We start from the raw sequence: 18,930 nt of genomic DNA on the forward strand, positions 1-18,930 counted from the left end.
TTTCGATTAACTAAATGAAATATGTGAAAATTGTAGGCCGGACAAGGCGCTCGCGCCGCATCCGGCATTGTTCATTTGCTGTAGATGACACTCACGCATACAGTATCGCCTGTACACGCCAGTTATCGGGCTGCTGGTCTTCATACATGGTAATAATGCGATACCATGATGCCCCTTGTTCATCGGCCTTTAACGCCACGATACGTTCCACGTCCTGCGGATCCCCTGAAATATTGCTAACCGAGATCTGACCTATTTCATTCAGGCCCGTCACGCAGTCAGCACTGGCGAATTCTGCAGACTGTGCCGTGGCGCTCGCAGGGCAAGTCACTAATTGCAGCGAGGGTGAGGCAAGTAATTGTTTCATCGTCAGCTCCATTTTTCGTTTCCCCACATGTGGCAGGGCATTCCATCGCGGTAATAAACGCCCGAGCTTCCAGCCGGTAATTTATTGTGCACAGGTAAACGCATAGGGACGCAAAGCAATGTAAAGCTGGCTATGTAAGTTGTCTGATTTATTTACGGTACAAAATGGCTTGTGAATACCACTGTCCTGTCACGATGGTTTCATCCACCATTACGACAACGTAATAATCAGCTTTTGCAGCGACAGCTTTCGCTCTGATTTCTGCTAATGCGTCATCCGGAGAGCCCCGTACCATCGTGCTTACGCTACCTATTCGCTGTAACCCTTGTGTCTGGTCACGGCGAATCTCTTGCGGATGGTCCGTTACTGGCGGTGCTGGCTGTGGCGTACCTTGCAGTGCGCTACAGGCGCTTAGCATCAACACCAATAATAAACTGGCAAACCGATAAATAACGCTATTACGTTTCCTGCTAACCATAGTGTAGTGCCTTATTTATTTAACTTGAGGGGAATGTTCCCGAATTGTTACCTGGTACGCGATTTTCGAATGAAAACGTTGTGAAAGCGTAATCCACATCTCAACATTATGAACTAATACGGTCAGCAGAAACTTGTGCTAAGGATTTCTTCATGTCATACCAGACTCAAAGGAGAAAAAGATGATTGAATTAGAATCACGCGTGCTGGCTGATATTCCCGTTCTTCACGCTTATCCCATAGGGCAAAAAGAAACCCCGTTACCGTGTGTGATTTTTTATCACGGATTTACTTCATCCAGCCTGGTTTATAGCTATTTTGCCGTCGCGCTGGCGCAGGCTGGTTTCCGGGTGATCATGCCGGATGCGCCCAATCACGGTAGCCGTTTTAGTGGCGACGCAGCGAGGCGTTTAAATCAATTCTGGCAAATCTTGCTACAAAGTATGCAGGAATTCACTACTTTACGTGCGGCAATAGCCGAAGAAAACTGGCTGCGTGATGAACGCCTGGCGGTTGGTGGCGCGTCGATGGGCGCAATGACCGCGTTGGGGATTACCGCTCGCCACCCCACGGTGAAATGTACCGCCAGCATGATGGGGTCTGGCTATTTCACATCGCTTGCCCGTTCACTGTTTCCACCGTTGAAGCCTGAAACGCCAGCACAGCAAAACGAATTTAATAACATTATTGCTCCACTGGCAGAGTGGGAAGCGACAAACCACCTGGACGAACTGGGAAGCAGGCCACTGCTGTTGTGGCATGGCCTTGACGATGATGTTGTGCCTGCCGAGGAATCACTACGTTTGCAGCAGGCATTAAGAGAAACGGGACGAGATAAACAGTTAACCTGTTTATGGCAGCCTGGCGTGCGCCACCGTATTACACCCGAGGCGTTAGATGCTGCGGTGACATTTTTCCACCAGCATCTTTAAACACGCAGAATGCTGACCCCTTGCGCTTCCAGCTGTTGCAGGATCTCTGGGTTAGCATTTTTGCCGGTGATCAGCATATCGATTTGATCGGCGCGGCTAAAGAGCATCCCCGCGCGTTCACCAATCTTACTGCTATCGACCAGCACTACTAGTTTCCCTACCACGCTCAGCATCTTCTGCTCTGCCATCGCTGTCAGCATATCGGTTTTATATAACCCTTCTGCGGTCAGCCCTTTGCCGCTGGTAAACATCCAGTGCCCGGCATAGAGACTGTTTTCGCTGCCCTGTGGGCTTAAGGTGATGGACTGACTTTTGTTGTACTGCCCGCCCATGATGATCACGCTGTCATGTTCCTGATCGATCAGATAGTTTGCCAGCGGGAGATAATTAGTGATGATTTGCACCGGTTTGCCACACATTTCCCGGCCGAGCAGAAACGCGGTAGAGCCGCAGTTGATGACCACGCTTTCGCCCGGGTTGACCAACTGCGAGGCCGCTTTAGCGATACGTACTTTTTCATCGTGATTCTGCGCCTGGTGCAGATTCATCGGCGTCCATCGCGGGCGCTGCTGGGTAATCGCTTCGGCGCCGTTGCGCACTTTCTTCAGTTTGCCGCTTTCGTCGAGTTTATTGATATCGCGTCGCGCAGTGGCAGGCGAAATTCCCAGACGCTCAACGACTTTCTCCACGGTCACAAAGCCCAATTGTGCGAGCATTTCCAGGAGGATTTGATGTCTTTGTGCTTCAGTCATGAGCTATTCCGATAAAATTTGATTTTTTTAGATGATATTTGAAATAGCCAGGAAATACTACGCCGGATAGCGCGAACAGATCCACGCTACCCGGTATCAACGACAGATTACAGGAACGATTTGAACGGCAGATCCGGTTCAATGGTGAAGCAATCGTCAAAACCGCGCGGATAGTGATACTCGAAGTTATCTTTATCCAACGGCCAGGTAAACTTGCCACCGACCTGCCAGATAAATGGCTTAAAGCCATACTTCAGACGATCTTTTTTCATCTCCCACAGTACGCGGATTTCCTGCGGATCGGCCTGGAAGTTTGACCAGATATCATGGTGGAACGGGATAACAACTTTCGCATTCAACGCTTCGCCCATACGCAGCATATCGGCGCTGGTCATTTTGTCGGTAATACCGCGTGGGTTCTCACCGTACGATCCTAACGCCACGTCGATCTGATGCTCGTTGCCATGTTTTGCATAGTAGTTAGAGTAGTGGGAATCGCCGCTGTGATACAGGGAACCGCCCGGTGTTTTGAACAGATAGTTTACTGCGCGATCGTCCATGCCGTCTGGCAGCACGCCAGCCGCTTTTTGATCCGCTGGTAGGGTGATCAGTGCAGTACGGTCGAACGCGTCAAGGGCATGAATTTCAATGTCTTTCACTTTTACCACATCGCCTGGTTTGACCACGATGCAGCGCTCTTTTGGTACTCCCCAGCCAATCCATAAATCCACGCAGGTTTTCGGTCCGATAAACGGTACGTCATCAGCACAGTTCTGCATCACGGCAGCAGCGACGTTGACGTCGATATGATCGTTGTGATCGTGAGTTGCCAGTACCGCGTCGATCTGGCGAATCGCAAACGGATCAAGAACAAACGGGGTAGTACGCAGGTTTGGCTGCAGTTTTTTCACGCCAGCCATGCGCTGCATCTGGTGACCCTGTTTCATCAGCGGGTTACCGTGACTTTGTTTGCCAGTACCGCACCAGAAATCAACACAAACGTTGGTGCCACCTTCCGATTTCAGCCAGATCCCAGTACAACCGAGCCACCACATCGCGAATGTACCAGGAGCTACCTGCTCTTGTTCAATTTCTTCATTCAGCCAGCTACCCCACTCCGGGAAAGTGCTCAGGATCCAGGATTCACGGGTGATACTTTTCACTTTACTCATCGCCATTTACCTTCATGATGTTCAGTTTTAATCAATATGTGATTGGTTTTGATTAATCCTGACACTATTTTTTCAGGAAGGCAATGACCATTTTTTGACTTTTTGCCAGGGGAGTTGTTGTGGATTTTGAGTGTGGAAAGATTTAACGGAATGTGTAATCCATTTAAATAAATGAATTTAAATGAGTAATTGTTTCGCTGCATGAATCCCACTCTATCCATGTGGAATTATTTGCGTGCCGCGTCACATTTAATCATAAATAATCTTGTTGTGATTACTTTTGAAAATTAGAGTGAATGCACAACATTCCGGGTGTGCGGAATACCCGGTTACCTCTTCTTCAGGAGATCGTTATGGAGATCCTCTACAACATCTTTACCGTGTTTTTTAACCAGGTCATGACCAATGCCCCGTTGTTGCTGGGTATTGTGACCTGTCTGGGCTACATCCTACTGCGCAAAAGTGTCAGCGTTATTATTAAAGGGACGATTAAAACCATTATTGGTTTCATGTTGTTGCAGGCAGGGTCCGGCATCCTGACCAGCACCTTCAAACCGGTGGTGGCGAAAATGTCGGAAGTATACGGTATCAACGGTGCGATTTCAGATACTTACGCTTCGATGATGGCCACTATCGAGCGCATGGGCGATGCCTATAGCTGGGTGGGTTACGCGGTGTTGCTGGCTCTGGCGCTGAACATCTGTTACGTGCTGCTGCGTCGTATTACCGGTATTCGCACCATCATGCTGACTGGTCACATCATGTTCCAGCAGGCGGGGCTGATTGCCGTTACGCTGTTTATTTTCGGTTATTCCATGTGGACGACCATTATCTGCACCGCGATTCTGGTTTCGCTCTACTGGGGTATCACCTCCAACATGATGTACAAGCCGACTCAGGAAGTCACCGACGGCTGCGGTTTCTCCATCGGTCACCAGCAGCAGTTTGCATCATGGATTGCTTATAAAGTCGCGCCGTTCCTGGGCAAAAAAGAGGAGAGCGTTGAAGACCTCAAACTGCCTGGCTGGCTGAATATTTTCCACGACAACATCGTCTCCACGGCGATTGTCATGACCATCTTCTTTGGCGCCATTCTGCTCTCCTTCGGTATCGATACCGTGCAGGCGATGGCAGGCAAAGTGCACTGGACGGTCTACATCCTGCAAACCGGTTTCTCCTTTGCGGTGGCGATCTTCATCATCACTCAGGGCGTGCGCATGTTTGTGGCGGAACTCTCTGAAGCATTTAACGGTATCTCCCAGCGTCTGATCCCAGGTGCGGTTCTGGCGATTGACTGTGCGGCTATCTATAGCTTCGCGCCGAACGCCGTGGTCTGGGGCTTTATGTGGGGCACCATCGGTCAGCTGATTGCGGTTGGCATCCTGGTCGCCTGCGGTTCCTCCATTCTGATTATTCCTGGCTTTATCCCGATGTTCTTCTCCAACGCCACCATCGGCGTGTTTGCTAACCACTTCGGCGGCTGGCGTGCGGCGCTGAAAATTTGTCTGGTGATGGGGATGATTGAAATCTTTGGTTGCGTCTGGGCGGTGAAACTCACCGGTATGAGTGCCTGGATGGGTATGGCGGACTGGTCAATTCTGGCACCGCCGATGATGCAGGGCTTCTTCTCCATCGGTATCGCCTTTATGGCCGTCATCATTGTAATTGCACTGGCTTATATGTTCTTCGCAGGCCGCGCACTGCGCGCAGAAGAAGATGCAGAAAAACAACTGGCAGAACAGTCTGCTTAATAAGGAGTTTTGATTATGACCGTACGTATTCTGGCTGTGTGTGGCAACGGACAAGGCAGTTCCATGATCATGAAGATGAAAGTGGACCAGTTTTTAACCCAATCAAACATTGACCACACGGTAAATAGCTGCGCGGTTGGCGAATACAAAAGCGAGTTGAGCGGCGCGGATATCATCATCGCTTCTACGCACATTGCGGGCGAAATCACCGTGACCGGCAACAAATACGTGGTTGGCGTACGCAACATGCTCTCTCCTGCTGATTTTGGCCCGAAACTGCTGGAAGTGATCAAAGAGCATTTCCCGCAGGATGTGAAGTAAGGACGCGCCATGAAATTACGTGATTCGCTGGCGGAGAATAAATCTATCCGTCTGCAGGCTGAAGCTGAGACATGGCAGGACGCAGTGAAAATCGGCGTTGACCTGCTGGTGGCGGCGGATGTTGTCGAGCCGCGTTACTACCAGGCGATTCTGGATGCGGTTGAACAGCACGGCCCGTACTTTGTGCTCGCACCAGGCCTGGCAATGCCGCACGGTCGCCCGGAAGAGGGCGTTAAGAAAACCGGTTTTGCGCTGGTGACGCTGAAAAAGCCGCTGGAGTTCAACCACGAAGATAACGACCCGGTGGATATCCTCATCACTATGGCGGCGGTTGATGCCAACACTCACCAGGAAGTGGGCATCATGCAGATCGTCAACCTGTTTGAAGATGAAGAGAATTTCGACCGTTTACGTGCCTGCCGTACCGAGCAGGAAGTACTGGATCTCATTGACCGCACCAACGCGGCAGCTTAAGAAGGAATTGAACATGTCATTACCGATGTTGCAAGTCGCGCTGGACAACCAGACTATGGATAGCGCCTACGAAACCACTCGCTTGATTGCCGAAGAAGTCGACATTATCGAAGTGGGCACCATTCTATGCGTGGGCGAAGGCGTGCGTGCGGTTCGTGACCTGAAAGCGCTCTACCCGCACAAAATCGTGCTGGCAGATGCCAAAATTGCCGATGCGGGCAAAATCCTTTCTCGTATGTGCTTCGAAGCCAACGCTGACTGGGTGACCGTAATTTGCTGTGCGGATATCAACACCGCCAAAGGTGCGCTGGACGTAGCAAAAGAGTTTAACGGCGACGTGCAGATCGAACTGACCGGTTATTGGACCTGGGAACAGGCGCAGCAGTGGCGTGACGCAGGCATTCAGCAGGTGGTTTATCACCGCAGCCGTGACGCGCAGGCCGCAGGCGTGGCATGGGGCGAAGCGGACATTACCGCGATCAAACGTCTTTCCGATATGGGCTTCAAAGTAACCGTCACCGGTGGTCTGGCGCTGGAAGATCTGCCGTTGTTCAAAGGCATTCCGATTCATGTGTTTATCGCAGGTCGCAGCATCCGTGATGCCGCTTCTCCGGTTGAAGCTGCGCGTCAGTTCAAACGTTCCATCGCCCAGCTGTGGGGCTAAGGAGCGGATATGTTGTCCAAACAAATCCCGCTTGGCATCTATGAAAAAGCGCTCCCCGCCGGGGAGTGCTGGCTGGAACGGCTGCAACTGGCAAAAACGCTGGGCTTCGATTTTGTCGAGATGTCGGTAGATGAAACTGACGAGCGCTTGTCGCGCCTCGACTGGAGCCGCGAACAGCGTCTGGCGCTGGTGAACGCGATTGTTGAAACCGGCGTGCGTGTGCCGTCCATGTGCCTTTCCGCCCATCGTCGTTTCCCGCTGGGTAGCGAAGATGATGCGGTGCGGGCGCAGGGGCTGGAGATTATGCGTAAAGCTATCCAGTTCGCCCAGGACGTCGGCATTCGCGTGATCCAGTTGGCGGGCTATGACGTTTACTATCAGGAGGCCAATAACGAAACGCGTCGTCGTTTCCGTGACGGCCTGAAAGAGAGCGTCGAGATGGCGAGCCGTGCGCAGGTCACGCTGGCAATGGAGATCATGGATTACCCATTGATGAACTCTATCAGCAAGGCGCTGGGCTACGCGCACTATCTCAACAATCCGTGGTTCCAGCTCTACCCGGATATCGGCAACCTGTCGGCGTGGGACAACGATGTGCAGATGGAATTGCAGGCCGGAATCGGGCATATCGTCGCGGTGCATGTGAAAGACACCAAACCGGGTGTCTTCAAAAACGTGCCGTTTGGCGAAGGCGTAGTGGATTTCGAACGTTGCTTTGAAACGCTCAAACAGAGTGGCTATTGCGGGCCGTACCTGATTGAGATGTGGAGCGAAACGGCGGAAGACCCGGCGGCAGAAGTGGCGAAAGCGCGTGACTGGGTAAAAGCGCGCATGGTCAAAGCGGGCATGGTGGAGGCGGCATAATGCAAAAGCTGAAACAGCAGGTGTTTGAAGCCAACATGGATCTGCCGCGTTACGGGCTGGTGACCTTTACTTGGGGCAACGTCAGCGCCATTGACCGCGAACGCGGGCTGGTGGTGATCAAGCCCAGCGGTGTCGCCTACGAAACCATGAAAGCGGACGATATGGTGGTGGTCGATATGAGCGGCCAGGTGGTGGACGGGAAGTATCGCCCGTCTTCCGACACCGCGACGCATCTCGAACTCTACCGCCGTTATCCGTCGCTCGGCGGCATTGTCCATACCCACTCCACTCATGCCACCGCATGGGCGCAGGCAGGGCTGGCGATCCCGGCGTTAGGCACCACGCACGCTGACTACTTTTTGGGCGATATCCCGTGTACGCGCGGGTTAAGCGAAGAAGAGGTGCAGGGCGAGTACGAACAGAACACTGGCAAAGTGATTATCGAAACGCTGGGTGACGCCGAGCCACTGCATACGCCGGGAATTGTGGTGTATCAGCACGGACCGTTTGCCTGGGGGAAAGATGCCCACGATGCGGTGCATAACGCGGTGGTGATGGAAGAAGTGGCGAAAATGGCGTGGATTGCCCGCAGTATTAACCCACAACTGAATCACATCGACAGCTTCCTGATGAATAAACACTTCATGCGTAAGCACGGTCCCAACGCCTATTACGGGCAGAAGTAAAATACGTGCTGCGGAAATTTCCTTCTTCGGGAGATAACTGGTCTGATTCCGCAGCCGTTTTTCAAAAAAATGCCCCCGGAGAAGGGGGCAAAGCAAACTATGGCAATGTTTCGTTGGTTATACCTGGTGCTAGCGATAAATATCCGCGCTGGCGTGCATATTGCCGTTACTCCCCGGTTCCCGCATCAGAATCACGTGGTAGTACGTTGCGCCTTGCGCATCTGTCTCTTCATTCAGTGCCTGGCGAGCTTCACTTTCAGTGGCGAAGTTATGGTTGATATAAATCACGCCTAAGCTCTGCACGTCGTCCATATTTCTGGCCTGGTGGTTATTAATTTCAATGGCTGCCCATGTATTTGCACTTAGCAAAAGCACAGCCAGAAGGGCTAAAACACGGCTGAACATAGATACCTCCTCAACGGCTGACTTTGTGCGCGCTCCTCTGTGATGATCTTCTGATTTAATTTTAATCAATGATAAAGAAGTTGATGGTGACCATTTCTGATGCAGTTGTTCAAAAAAACGCCCTGATGGGATGTGATGAACTTCAAATCAGCGGGTTAGTACGATTTGGCGAAAGATGAGATTTATTTGTTGGCTGGCCTTGAGTTTAGCGGGGCATACAAGTACTATAACGCGTCATTTTTCAGCCGACCTTTAACACGTTCCTTGCCTCCCCGGGATTCGGCTGACCCAGACAGGAGGCTGAATAATCCGTAAGGAGCAATTCGATGCGTCATTACGAAATCGTTTTTATGGTCCATCCTGACCAGAGCGAACAGGTTCCGGGCATGATCGAGCGCTACACTGCTGCCATCACTGGTGCAGAAGGCAAGATCCACCGTCTGGAAGACTGGGGCCGCCGTCAGCTGGCTTACCCGATCAACAAACTGCACAAAGCACACTACGTTCTGATGAACGTTGAAGCTCCGCAGGAAGTGATCGATGAGCTGGAAACTACCTTCCGCTTCAACGATGCCGTTATCCGCAGCATGGTTATGCGTACCAAGCACGCTGTTACCGAAGCATCTCCGATGGTTAAAGCGAAAGACGAGCGCCGTGAGCGTCGCGATGATTTCGCAAACGAAACCGCAGATGATGCTGAAGCTGGGGATTCTGAAGAGTAATTTCTGATGACCAACCGTCTGGTGTTGTCCGGCACCGTGTGCAGGACTCCCCTTCGCAAGGTCAGTCCATCAGGAATTCCTCACTGCCAGTTCGTGCTTGAGCATCGTTCTGTGCAGGAGGAAGCCGGTTTTCACCGGCAGGCGTGGTGCCAAATGCCCGTTATTGTTAGCGGACACGAAAACCAAGCCATTACTCACAGTATAACGGTCGGCAGTCGCATAACCGTTCAGGGGTTCATTTCATGCCACAAGGCAAAGAACGGTCTGAGCAAAATGGTTTTGCATGCTGAGCAGATTGAATTGATAGATTCTGGAGACTAGCCATATGGCACGTTATTTCCGTCGTCGCAAGTTCTGCCGTTTCACCGCGGAAGGCGTTCAAGAGATCGACTATAAAGATATCGCTACGCTGAAAAACTACATCACCGAAAGCGGTAAGATTGTCCCAAGCCGTATCACCGGTACCCGTGCAAAATACCAGCGTCAGCTGGCTCGCGCTATCAAACGCGCTCGCTACCTGTCCCTGCTGCCGTACACTGATCGCCATCAGTAATCGGTCACGGTCCATTAATACGACTTTGAGAGGATAAGGTAATGCAAGTTATTCTGCTTGATAAAGTAGCAAACCTGGGTAGCCTGGGTGATCAGGTAAACGTTAAAGCGGGCTATGCTCGTAACTTCCTGGTACCGCAGGGTAAAGCTGTTCCAGCTACCAAGAAAAACATTGAATTCTTCGAAGCACGTCGCGCTGAACTGGAAGCTAAACTGGCTGAAGTTCTGGCAGCAGCTAATGCTCGCGCTGAGAAAATCAATGCACTGGAAACTGTTACCATCGCGTCTAAAGCTGGCGACGAAGGTAAACTGTTCGGTTCCATCGGTACTCGCGACATCGCTGACGCTGTAACTGCAGCTGGCGTTGAAGTGGCTAAGAGCGAAGTTCGTCTGCCGAACGGCGTTCTGCGTACCACTGGCGAACACGAAGTGAGCTTCCAGGTTCACAGCGAAGTATTCGCGAAAGTGATCGTAAACGTAGTAGCTGAATAATTCGTTATTCAACGAGACGTAAAAACGCCGACCTTGTGTCGGCGTTTTGCTTTTAGTGATAAAAACCTCAGAAACAGCTGTTCCCTTCATAAAGTTCTCTTACTATTCCTTTTATAAAAAATTCTCAGGACCCATACCTGGCCCCCAGCCTCGCCGCTGGTAGCTCGTGTCATGTTTTTTTACGCGGAAAACATGACAAAAGCATCAATACAGCGTCTCCCTTGTAAGATAATAAAAACAATAAGTTAGGTGCAAATGCGCTGTTATTTTATTGTTTTTTTAGATAAAAAGATAAAATATTATCGCTTCTATGGGGCTGATTGCTTGATGTGCAAAGTAAAAGATCGTTTAACCAAAAAAATGCTAATATTATGGTTATTATGGTCGTAAAAAGATAAAATATTATCACTATGGGTAAAAAAACAGCACCGTTACTCCCTTATACGAATCAGATGCTTAGTGAATTTGGTGAGCGGCTGAAACTTGCTCGTTTACGACGCAGGCTTACCGCAAAGCAAGTTGCTGAACGTGCCGGGATGTCGCCAATAACATTGCGTTCTCTGGAGTCAGGAAGTGCAGGGGTCACGATAGGGGCATATTTGTCTGTGATGCAGGTTTTGGGTCTGGAAACGGATTTAAATAAGCTTGCAGCTGAAGACGACTTAGGGCGTCAGCTCCAGGATTCCCGTTTGATTAAAAAAAGAGGGCTTGCTCGTTCATCCGGTAAGAATGGCGAAGGGATTCAGACAGCCTCATTTCAGACGAAACGCGAGAAAGAAGGTCATCTCACCACGGATTTAACAGCGCTGGCAAAAGACTCAACGCCAACTAATCCAGGGGAAACGTCCACCTCTCTTGCTGCACTATTACAACCGATAAAAAAACCGATAAAAGGAAATTAATTATGGCATTAATCGGAGTGTATGCGGATTGGGAAGGCCTGGATGGTCCTGCGCGTATTGGTTATTTGCACAGTCGTCGCACCCGGGCGCGTGAGATATTTGAGTTTGAGTACGATAAAAAGGCGCTTGCAGATCCTGCACTTAATTTTATTCAGTTAGATCCTGAAATAATGTTGTATGAGGGAGCACAGTACCCAATTCCTCCTAAGGATAAATTTGGTGCATTTAGTGATTCCTGCCCGGATCGTTGGGGACGCATGCTAATGAAGCGGCGTATTGAGAGGGATATCCGAGACGGATTATTTGATAAAGACTCCCACCTTTATGAGTCTGATTATTTATTAGGTGTACATGATCTTTATCGGGTTGGGGCTCTTCGATATAAACTTGAAGACACTGGAGAGTTTCTTGATAACCGCATTGATGTTGCAGCCCCACCATTTACCGAAATAGCGAGTCTGGAAAGAGCTAGCCGGGCAATTGAAGAAGATCCTGATAATAAAGAACTCATGGGGCAAAAATGGTTAAGAATGCTAATCGCTCCGGGGGGATCATTAGGAGGGGCACGTCCGAAAGCCAGTGTTGTTGATGAAGCAGGACATCTCTACATCGCTAAATTTCCCAGTGTAAAAGATGAGTATGATGTTGGTGGATGGGAAATGGTCGTTAATGCACTTGATTTGGAATTAGCTCGAGAAGTTGCGGAGTATTTTCGACTTGGTTTGACAGAAGCAGATGACATTATTGCTAATTTTAGAGGAATTGTCAGTCAGTGGCGAACCATTGCCGAGCGTCTTAGATTACCTGGTCGTGAACAAGAGTTAATGGCAGAGGCGTTCAGGGCGTCAATTTAGAATAGTTATTTCGATATATTCGATGAGGGCCGCAATAAGCAGCCCTATTAAGATAATTACTTCGTCGCCTGAATGTCGGCCAGCATTGGGGCAAGGGCAGGGTTATCCTTAGCGAAGTTTGCGTACATTGGCTGTACTTTCTCGATAAACGGAGCTTTATCAACCTGGTAGACTTTCACGCCCATTTTATCCAGTTTCGCAAATTCTTGTTTCTCTTCTTCGCTCCACAAGTCTTTCATGTAGCTCATTGATTCTTTAGATGCTTTTAATATAGCAGCCTGATTTTCCGGGCTAAGTTTATCAAACGCAGCATTGCTCATCAGAACCACATCGGGAACCATAGTGTGTTCGTCAAGGCTGAAAGATTTTGCCACTTCACCGTGACGCATGGTGGTCAGCGCCATCACACTGTTTTCCGCCATATCGACGACGCCCTGCTGTAAGGCTGTATACAGCTCGCCGTAATCCAGTGGCGTCGGGTTACCGCCCATGACTTTGATCATTTCAACTGCGCTAGGACTTGGCTGGACACGGACTTTCATGCCTTTCAGATCGTCTGGTTTCAGTACCGGTTTATTGCCGTAGAAGCTGCGGGCGCCTCCATCATAAAAAGTCAGCCCGAAATAACCTTTGCTTTTCGTTGAGTCGAGGATTTTTCTCCCGATATCGCCCTGCATCACCTGATAATAATGATCACGATCGCGGAACAAATAAGGCAGGCTAAATAATTTATAAGAATTTTCAAATGCTTCCATTTCTGCCGCATTGGTTTTTACCAGCGGAATAGCGCCAGAACGAATCAGCTCCATTGTTTCTCGTTGAGTACCCAATGTTCCATTTGGATAAATACGAATAGTAATATCACCGTTAGAGTACTCTTTGCTCTTTTTCGCAAAGAACTCCATCGCTTTATGAACAGGATGAGACTTATCCTGATTATGACTCAGTTTTAATGTCACTGCCCAGGACTGGCTTGCGGATAACATAAGAACAGCACCGATAATGCCAGCGGATACTTTTATTTTCATAGATGTTCCTTTTCTAATAAATATGGCGGCAGGTGCCGCCAGTGAATGCATATCAGTAGCCCAGTGCTCTTGGCAATGCCATACTGATTTGCGGAATATAAGTCACCATTGCCAGCACCAATACCATCACGGCATAGAATGGCAGCATAGGTTTGATAATTTTATTAATCGGTAATTTAGATACACTACAACCGACAAATAACACACTGCCTACAGGCGGAGTACAAATACCGATACACATGTTCAGTACCATGACAATACCAAAGTGAATCGGGTCCATGCCCAGTTCGGTGACAACCGGTAAAAATATCGGCGTAAAAATCAGTACCGCTGGCGTCATATCCATAAATGTGCCAATGATCAACAAGATAATATTGATAATAAGCAGGATTACTATTGGATTATCAGAAATGGTATTGAGCAAATCGAGGATCAGGAAGGGGACGTCAGCGTTGGACATAGCCCATGACATGCCCATTGAAGAACCGATCAATAACAAAACAATTGCGGTGGTAATGACGGATTCCAGAAATATTTTAGGCAAATCTTTAACTGAGATTTCACGATAAAGAACCAGCGCAAGGAAAAGGGTATAAATTACCGCAATTGCCGAAGCCTCTGTCGGGGTAAAAACACCGCTTAGTACACCGCCCATAATTAACACAATCAGGAAAATACTGGGGATCGCCATCCATATAGCCACTCCAGCCTGGCGTAAAGTTGGGCGTTCTGGTTTGGGGTATCCGCGACGTACCGCGATAATACCGGCGACGACCATCAGCGCCAGGCCCAGTAAAATTCCCGGAACATACCCTGCCAGGAACAGTGCAGCAATAGACGTACCGCCGCTGACCAGTGAATAGACGATCAACGTATTGCTTGGTGGAATAAGTAAACCAGTAGGAGCAGAAGCAACGTTAACCGCAGTGCTGAATGCCGGGTCGTAGCCTTCTTTAACCTGTTGCGGATGCATGACACCGCCCATCGCCGCCGCCGAAGCAACGGCTGAACCAGAAATTGCCCCGAACAGCATATTGGCAAGAATATTACAGTGAGCAAGTGAGCCTGGCAGACGACCGCCAAGAATTCGCGCAAAGTTAATTAGCCTTCGTGCTATTCCTCCATGATTCATAATGTTGCCAGACAAGATAAAAAATGGGATTGCCAACAACGTAAAACTATCTAACCCGGAGGCTAACTTTTGGGAAACCACACTCAATGCTGAGTTGAAATCGAGTTGTGTGGAAATTGATGCCAGTGTCGATAAACCAATGGCATAAACAATAGGTACACCTAATGCCAACATAAAAAAGAAGGCACCAAATAACACAATAATCGGTAACCAGTAATCCATAATTTCTCCATTCCTACTATGGTTGGTTGTTGTTTATTATCTTTAGCGTGGTTGTTTAAGTTCTGTTAAAACCATATCTATGGTGTATATAATAATAAGTACACCACTAATCGGGATGCTCATATAGATATATCCCATCTGCCAACCTAAAGCGGGTGAGGTTTGACCTGAATCGAATGTGTCCATAGTTAATAGCCCACCACCATATACCATAATGATGGTGGCGAAGATAATAACGATAGTCTGAATACACAAAAATAAATGACGCCGTGCTTTTCCTTTCAGCATCATAGGAAGCAGGTCAATCGCCAGGTGCCGGTTCTGCCCCGCGGTATAGGCACCACCAAAAAGGCCAAGACAAATAAAAAGCAAACGACTGAGCTCATCCGTAAATATACTGGGGCTTTTAAATATAAATCGTGCTACCACCTGCCATGTCACACATGCCACAATGATCGCCAAAATGGTAATATTCAATGTTGCAAGCAGAGCATTAATAGATCTAATTATATTTCGCATAGTGATTAACCTTTGCAATATCATTCATCCTGTGGCTGGTAAATTGTCCCATTAAGAAAACCAGGCCAGTTTTTTTCAAACCAAATGCCGCGGATAATGGGAAACTCACGAACAGGTGCTTTTCTGACGTGAAAGATACCATTGCAATAATGAATAAGTAGCTTATCTTTTTTATCCTCAGTACGCTCTGAACGAAAGCGCCAAGCATCACAAAAACCATTTCGTGTTTGCGGAATCGAATTTCCATCTCCGTCGAGAATAATACGAGCCCCACGGCTACCACCATCGGCATCAATATAATGCGTCAACTGTGTCAATACGGCAGCAGAGGTCAGCGCCATATGCCGCCACATAAACAGCTCGGCAACTTCGCCCACATGTTTGATAGCCAATCCATGCTGTTGGACAAATTCGTTCAATAGCAGGGCATCACGAGTGGCACGTCGGACTTTATCGGCATGGCAAATAAACCCCGCATGATCAGACATTCGTGCCTGAATTTTTTCCTTAACCAATGACAATGGCATCCCGGTCCCGTTATCGTGCGCCTGAGTAATGATCTCTCTTATGGACGCCAGGGCCGGAGCGGTCAGTTGTGCAATATCCCCATCAACAGACTGCTTCTGCGTGCAACCAATAAAACGCGCCAGGCGCACTGCAAAAACCTGTCCAGCATTCAGTGCCGCGCCGCCAGGCCGGGTAACGCCGTGAGTTCCGGCAACTTCTCCCACCGCGAAGCAACCAGGCAGGGAGGTTTGCCCCCAGATATCCACTTCTATACCGCCATTCATATGTTGATTGTTCATGGCGAACTGCAGAGGCTGCGCGGTGAGATCGTAGCCGTGCATCTTGTACAGCGAGATAGACAGCGGATTCATTCGTTGCAGGCGTTCGATGGGCGATTGCGCCAGGGCGCCGTTGTTTTCAAGATATGCGCGAACGTCGTCGTCCAATCGATCCAATGAGAACGGCAAATCACCAGGCACCGCTTCAGGATTGCGATTGAAATCCATAAATACCTGGCGACCTGATTGCTGCTCTTGCGCCACCGCCATATCTAACAAGCTGGAGCCAAAATCCATTACCCGCGTGGCGTGAAACGGCCACTGATAACCTTTACGGAAGATGTTTGAAGCCAGTTCCTGGGTGGTGCGATAGTAATCTGCAAGGAAGTTATACTCGTTGCCCTCAGCATCCACAGAATAGATATACGGGATCACCTGCACATAGGTGCCGGATAAATTCCACGGAAACGTGCTGCGTGGCGTGCCTATACCAAACTGGCTTTCTGTCAGATTGGTTAGCGTCAGACCTTCTTCCAGGGCCAGTCCCAGCGAGCCGAAGCATTTATGTGGATAAACACTGTCGCGATAAAGCTCGCCCGGTCCGCCCGTTGCCAGTACCACATTGGGCGTAGTCACAATGGCCAGCCCCCAGGGGTTATGAGCGCGGGAACCGGTTGCGAGAATAGCCCCCGCAACGCGATCTTCGCCATTCTCTCCGCACTGATGCAGGAGCTTAATCACCGTTGCACTGGTCAACATTGGGATGGCGAGGCGCTGCACTTCCTCCAGCAATACTTTTACCATCAGGCGAGATGTCCGCGGTCCACAGGAGGTTGCGCGTCCGGCTTCGTCATGGTCGGTTTGATAACGGAGAATTGCGCCATAGCGATCTTCCGGTAATTCCAGACCAAGATATTGCAGACCGCCGAGGGTATGCAGAGAACCGACCGCCTCGACATAAGCGGTGTCGTGATCCATTGCGCCACCGCTCACCAGTGCCTCGGCCAGTTTGGCAAAATTGTCTCCGTTGCCCGCAGTAGCGGCGGTAAACAGTGTTTGTTTATCAGAACCGGAACACGCTGACGTTCCCATGTATAACCCGGCGGTCGCGATCAGTACATTTTGCAGGCGACGTTTCAGCTCAACCGCCGCACGTAATCCTGCTGCGCCGCTACCAACGACCAGCGCATCAACTTGCCAGATCGGGTAATCAATATCCTCAACGGTGACAATTGACGTTGGTTCTGCTGACACAAACCCCTTTGGAAAAGTGACGTGCGTCAGCGAATCGAGGATGGCGTCATCAAGCTGGCTCATGCATCCTCCATTGGCGTAAACAGGCTGCTTTCCATCAGACGTGGTTGCCTGATAATCGGGCGGAAGGCCATAAACGGCAGAATGTCGCGCTCAATCTCCACACCCGGCGCGATCTCAATTAATTCAACGCCTTCTGCCGTTAACTGGAATACCGCGCGTTCAGTGATATACAACACTTCTTGATCACTTTGCTGTGCGTAGGCGGCGCTAAAGGTAATTTTTTCCACCTGAGTAACCAGTTTGGGGATCTGACCTGACTGAGCTATATGCAGGCCATCTGGCGTTACATCGATTTTGCTGCCTTTGGCGTCAAACGTGCCGCAGAACACCACTTTTCGGGCGTTTTGTGCAATTTCGAGGAAGCCGCCGGGGCCGATCAGATTGCCGTTGAGATGCGAAACGTTGACGTTGCCGTGCTGATCCATCTCGCCCATGCCGAGGAAAGTGATATCGATACCGCCGCCGCTGTAGAATTCGAATTGATCCAGCGAAGGGATAATGGCGTCGGCGTTACGGGCGCAGCCAAAAAACGCGTCATCCAGCATCATGCCGTTATGTACGCCTTGCTCAACACTTAGCCACAAACTTTGATAAGGCACGCCTTCACGCAGCGCAACGCCAGGAATACCGCCCGGAATACCAAAGCCAAAGTTGGTTGAAGCACCAGCTACCAGTTCACGTGCTGCCCGACGGGCAATCAGACGACGTACCGGATGACTAACCAGTTCAATAGCGTCGTTAGAACTCAGACGGCGATGTTGACCACTAATTGTCAGGTCGTAACCACCAAGATAGGTTTGCGGTTGTTCGCGGTGTTCAACGATGCCATCGACCAGAATCCCCGGAAGCTTGACTCTACGTGGTTCAAGCGCGCCTGCTTCCAGTACATCGCGCACCTGTACGAACACTTTGCCGCCGCTGTTGTGTGCTGCCAGCGCCATCGAATAGCTATCCATATCAATCGCTTCTTCTTCGAGGCTGACGTTGCCACGCGGATCGGCATAAGTGCCGCGCAAAATGGCATAGTCCACTTTGAAAGGGCGGTAGCGGAGTTTGGTTTCACCATCAATTTCAATCAGTTCTACCAGATCATCGGTGGTGCAAGCGTTTGACTTCCCGCCGCCATTACGCGGATCAACAAACGATCCCAACCCTACGTGGGTAAAAAGTCCCGGACGTCCGGCGCCGATCTCCCGCAGCAGAGCCTGAATTACGCCGCCCGGGAAGCAGTAGGCTTCAATGGCATTGTTTTTCACCAGTTCCTGCATTTTGGGTGACCAGGTAAAGTGTCCGGCAATTATGCGTTTGAGCATTTCGGCATGAGCGAAGCGATTGGTACCTTTGCTGTCGCGATCGCCAATACCCAGCGAGTGGATTAATGTCAGATCGCGCGGGTGTCCGGTTTGCAGGAAACGAGCTTCAATGGCTGCCAGAATATGGTCAGCTTCCACCATGCCGCCGCCGTTACCGCTAATGGCAATGGTTGCGCCGTCCTGAATTTGCGCCGCCAGTGCCTCGGCGGTTGTTATCTTACGCATAC

The 18,930-nt window shown here is 49.9% G+C and carries 23 protein-coding genes; 13 read left to right on the plus strand and 10 right to left on the minus strand.

Annotated features, from left to right (window positions below):
• Positions 1-91 precede the first annotated feature (91 nt).
• Both yjfN and bsmA read right to left on the minus strand, forming a co-directional pair.
• Positions 92-367: a DUF1471 family protease activator YjfN gene (gene yjfN, locus D9738_RS02955; protein WP_001517630.1), complete on the minus strand. Its 276-nt coding sequence runs from the start codon at positions 365-367 to the stop codon at positions 92-94.
• A 148-nt stretch (positions 368-515) separates the two neighbouring features.
• A complete protein-coding gene (gene bsmA, locus D9738_RS02960; protein WP_000254636.1) occupies positions 516-845 on the minus strand; it encodes a biofilm peroxide resistance protein BsmA in 330 nt (109 codons plus the stop codon).
• A gap of 181 nt (positions 846-1,026) precedes the next feature.
• Here bsmA and yjfP point away from each other — a divergent pair, with 181 nt between their 5' ends.
• The gene (gene yjfP / locus D9738_RS02965; protein WP_130259520.1) at positions 1,027-1,776 is read left to right on the plus strand and encodes an esterase; all 750 of its coding nucleotides are present in this window, start codon (positions 1,027-1,029) and stop codon (positions 1,774-1,776) included.
• Here yjfP and ulaR read toward each other — a convergent pair.
• Complete coding sequence (ulaR, locus tag D9738_RS02970) at positions 1,773-2,528, minus strand: HTH-type transcriptional regulator UlaR (RefSeq protein ID WP_000133631.1); 756 nt, start codon at positions 2,526-2,528, stop codon at positions 1,773-1,775. The two genes, yjfP and ulaR, sit on opposite strands and share 4 nt — an antisense overlap.
• Positions 2,529-2,635: 107 nt before the next feature.
• A complete protein-coding gene (gene ulaG, locus D9738_RS02975; protein ID WP_001295191.1) occupies positions 2,636-3,700 on the minus strand; it encodes an L-ascorbate 6-phosphate lactonase in 1,065 nt (354 codons plus the stop codon).
• A 353-nt stretch (positions 3,701-4,053) separates the two neighbouring features.
• On the opposite strand from ulaG, the gene ulaA reads away from it, so the two are divergent.
• The 6 genes from ulaA to ulaF are packed head-to-tail and all read left to right on the plus strand — an operon-like array spanning position 4,054 to position 8,460.
• A complete protein-coding gene (gene ulaA, locus D9738_RS02980) occupies positions 4,054-5,451 on the plus strand; it encodes a PTS ascorbate transporter subunit IIC (RefSeq protein WP_001355100.1) in 1,398 nt (465 codons plus the stop codon).
• Positions 5,452-5,466: 15 nt separating this feature from the next.
• A complete protein-coding gene (gene ulaB / locus D9738_RS02985; RefSeq protein WP_000218362.1) occupies positions 5,467-5,772 on the plus strand; it encodes a PTS ascorbate transporter subunit IIB in 306 nt (101 codons plus the stop codon).
• Between the two features lie 9 nt (positions 5,773-5,781).
• Entirely contained in the window at positions 5,782-6,246 is a 465-nt protein-coding gene (gene ulaC, locus D9738_RS02990) for a PTS ascorbate transporter subunit IIA (RefSeq protein ID WP_000776505.1), read from the plus strand.
• Positions 6,247-6,259: 13 nt separating this feature from the next.
• Positions 6,260-6,910, plus strand: coding sequence for a 3-keto-L-gulonate-6-phosphate decarboxylase UlaD (ulaD, locus tag D9738_RS02995; RefSeq protein ID WP_023216462.1), 651 nt, complete (start codon positions 6,260-6,262; stop codon positions 6,908-6,910).
• A 9-nt stretch (positions 6,911-6,919) separates the two neighbouring features.
• Positions 6,920-7,774, plus strand: a complete 855-nt coding sequence (gene ulaE, locus D9738_RS03000) for an L-ribulose-5-phosphate 3-epimerase UlaE (RefSeq protein ID WP_044697638.1) — start codon at positions 6,920-6,922, stop codon at positions 7,772-7,774.
• Entirely contained in the window at positions 7,774-8,460 is a 687-nt protein-coding gene (gene ulaF / locus D9738_RS03005; RefSeq protein WP_130259521.1) for an L-ribulose-5-phosphate 4-epimerase UlaF, read from the plus strand. The genes ulaE and ulaF overlap by 1 nt, the downstream gene beginning before the upstream one ends.
• Positions 8,461-8,589: 129 nt before the next feature.
• On the opposite strand, the gene yjfY is transcribed toward ulaF, so the two are convergent.
• Entirely contained in the window at positions 8,590-8,865 is a 276-nt protein-coding gene (gene yjfY, locus D9738_RS03010) for a DUF1471 family protein YjfY (protein WP_000492914.1), read from the minus strand.
• A 326-nt stretch (positions 8,866-9,191) separates the two neighbouring features.
• Here yjfY and rpsF point away from each other — a divergent pair, with 326 nt between their 5' ends.
• The 6 genes from rpsF to D9738_RS03045 all read left to right on the plus strand — a co-directional run bounded on the left by rpsF (position 9,192) and on the right by D9738_RS03045 (position 12,387).
• Complete coding sequence (rpsF, locus tag D9738_RS03015) at positions 9,192-9,587, plus strand: 30S ribosomal protein S6 (RefSeq protein ID WP_001216676.1); 396 nt, start codon at positions 9,192-9,194, stop codon at positions 9,585-9,587.
• Between the two features lie 6 nt (positions 9,588-9,593).
• A complete protein-coding gene (gene priB, locus D9738_RS03020; protein ID WP_001296681.1) occupies positions 9,594-9,908 on the plus strand; it encodes a primosomal replication protein N in 315 nt (104 codons plus the stop codon).
• Between the two features lie 4 nt (positions 9,909-9,912).
• Positions 9,913-10,140 (plus strand): 30S ribosomal protein S18, encoded by a 228-nt coding sequence (rpsR, locus tag D9738_RS03025; RefSeq protein WP_000135199.1) that lies wholly within the window; start codon positions 9,913-9,915, stop codon positions 10,138-10,140.
• A gap of 41 nt (positions 10,141-10,181) precedes the next feature.
• Positions 10,182-10,631: a 50S ribosomal protein L9 gene (gene rplI / locus D9738_RS03030; RefSeq protein ID WP_001196062.1), complete on the plus strand. Its 450-nt coding sequence runs from the start codon at positions 10,182-10,184 to the stop codon at positions 10,629-10,631.
• 410 nt (positions 10,632-11,041) lie between these two features.
• A complete protein-coding gene (locus D9738_RS03040) occupies positions 11,042-11,533 on the plus strand; it encodes a helix-turn-helix transcriptional regulator (protein WP_130259522.1) in 492 nt (163 codons plus the stop codon).
• 2 nt (positions 11,534-11,535) lie between these two features.
• Complete coding sequence (locus D9738_RS03045; RefSeq protein WP_130259523.1) at positions 11,536-12,387, plus strand: hypothetical protein; 852 nt, start codon at positions 11,536-11,538, stop codon at positions 12,385-12,387.
• A 56-nt stretch (positions 12,388-12,443) separates the two neighbouring features.
• Here D9738_RS03045 and D9738_RS03050 read toward each other — a convergent pair whose 3' ends face one another.
• Genes D9738_RS03050 through D9738_RS03070 form a run of 5 tightly spaced genes read right to left on the minus strand, consistent with a single transcriptional unit; the run spans position 12,444 to position 18,928 of the window.
• Complete coding sequence (locus tag D9738_RS03050) at positions 12,444-13,415, minus strand: TRAP transporter substrate-binding protein (protein ID WP_130259524.1); 972 nt, start codon at positions 13,413-13,415, stop codon at positions 12,444-12,446.
• 52 nt (positions 13,416-13,467) lie between these two features.
• Positions 13,468-14,769, minus strand: coding sequence for a TRAP transporter large permease (locus D9738_RS03055; RefSeq protein WP_130206017.1), 1,302 nt, complete (start codon positions 14,767-14,769; stop codon positions 13,468-13,470).
• 42 nt (positions 14,770-14,811) lie between these two features.
• Entirely contained in the window at positions 14,812-15,288 is a 477-nt protein-coding gene (locus tag D9738_RS03060) for a TRAP transporter small permease (protein ID WP_130259525.1), read from the minus strand.
• A 20-nt stretch (positions 15,289-15,308) separates the two neighbouring features.
• Positions 15,309-17,390 carry an FAD-binding protein gene (locus D9738_RS03065; RefSeq protein ID WP_130259526.1) on the minus strand — a complete coding sequence of 694 codons (2,082 nt, stop codon included), beginning with the start codon at positions 17,388-17,390 and terminating at the stop codon, positions 15,309-15,311.
• Positions 17,387-18,928, minus strand: a complete 1,542-nt coding sequence (locus D9738_RS03070; protein ID WP_130259527.1) for a CoA-transferase — start codon at positions 18,926-18,928, stop codon at positions 17,387-17,389. The genes D9738_RS03065 and D9738_RS03070 overlap by 4 nt, the downstream gene beginning before the upstream one ends.
• Between the last annotated feature and the right edge of the window lie 2 nt (positions 18,929-18,930).

This window comes from Escherichia sp. E10V5 (assembly GCF_004212315.1).
Taxonomy (GTDB): domain Bacteria; phylum Pseudomonadota; class Gammaproteobacteria; order Enterobacterales; family Enterobacteriaceae; genus Escherichia.

Coding starts and splice junctions, on each gene's coding strand:
- yjfN (WP_001517630.1), bottom strand. CDS start 367: ATGAAACAATTACTTGCCTCACCCTCGCTGCAATTAGTGACTTGCCCT.
- bsmA (WP_000254636.1), bottom strand. CDS start 845: ATGGTTAGCAGGAAACGTAATAGCGTTATTTATCGGTTTGCCAGTTTA.
- yjfP (WP_130259520.1), top strand. CDS start 1,027: ATGATTGAATTAGAATCACGCGTGCTGGCTGATATTCCCGTTCTTCAC.
- ulaR (WP_000133631.1), bottom strand. CDS start 2,528: ATGACTGAAGCACAAAGACATCAAATCCTCCTGGAAATGCTCGCACAA.
- ulaG (WP_001295191.1), bottom strand. CDS start 3,700: ATGAGTAAAGTGAAAAGTATCACCCGTGAATCCTGGATCCTGAGCACT.
- ulaA (WP_001355100.1), top strand. CDS start 4,054: ATGGAGATCCTCTACAACATCTTTACCGTGTTTTTTAACCAGGTCATG.
- ulaB (WP_000218362.1), top strand. CDS start 5,467: ATGACCGTACGTATTCTGGCTGTGTGTGGCAACGGACAAGGCAGTTCC.
- ulaC (WP_000776505.1), top strand. CDS start 5,782: ATGAAATTACGTGATTCGCTGGCGGAGAATAAATCTATCCGTCTGCAG.
- ulaD (WP_023216462.1), top strand. CDS start 6,260: ATGTCATTACCGATGTTGCAAGTCGCGCTGGACAACCAGACTATGGAT.
- ulaE (WP_044697638.1), top strand. CDS start 6,920: ATGTTGTCCAAACAAATCCCGCTTGGCATCTATGAAAAAGCGCTCCCC.
- ulaF (WP_130259521.1), top strand. CDS start 7,774: ATGCAAAAGCTGAAACAGCAGGTGTTTGAAGCCAACATGGATCTGCCG.
- yjfY (WP_000492914.1), bottom strand. CDS start 8,865: ATGTTCAGCCGTGTTTTAGCCCTTCTGGCTGTGCTTTTGCTAAGTGCA.
- rpsF (WP_001216676.1), top strand. CDS start 9,192: ATGCGTCATTACGAAATCGTTTTTATGGTCCATCCTGACCAGAGCGAA.
- priB (WP_001296681.1), top strand. CDS start 9,594: ATGACCAACCGTCTGGTGTTGTCCGGCACCGTGTGCAGGACTCCCCTT.
- rpsR (WP_000135199.1), top strand. CDS start 9,913: ATGGCACGTTATTTCCGTCGTCGCAAGTTCTGCCGTTTCACCGCGGAA.
- rplI (WP_001196062.1), top strand. CDS start 10,182: ATGCAAGTTATTCTGCTTGATAAAGTAGCAAACCTGGGTAGCCTGGGT.
- D9738_RS03040 (WP_130259522.1), top strand. CDS start 11,042: ATGGGTAAAAAAACAGCACCGTTACTCCCTTATACGAATCAGATGCTT.
- D9738_RS03045 (WP_130259523.1), top strand. CDS start 11,536: ATGGCATTAATCGGAGTGTATGCGGATTGGGAAGGCCTGGATGGTCCT.
- D9738_RS03050 (WP_130259524.1), bottom strand. CDS start 13,415: ATGAAAATAAAAGTATCCGCTGGCATTATCGGTGCTGTTCTTATGTTA.
- D9738_RS03055 (WP_130206017.1), bottom strand. CDS start 14,769: ATGGATTACTGGTTACCGATTATTGTGTTATTTGGTGCCTTCTTTTTT.
- D9738_RS03060 (WP_130259525.1), bottom strand. CDS start 15,288: ATGCGAAATATAATTAGATCTATTAATGCTCTGCTTGCAACATTGAAT.
- D9738_RS03065 (WP_130259526.1), bottom strand. CDS start 17,390: ATGAGCCAGCTTGATGACGCCATCCTCGATTCGCTGACGCACGTCACT.
- D9738_RS03070 (WP_130259527.1), bottom strand. CDS start 18,928: ATGCGTAAGATAACAACCGCCGAGGCACTGGCGGCGCAAATTCAGGAC.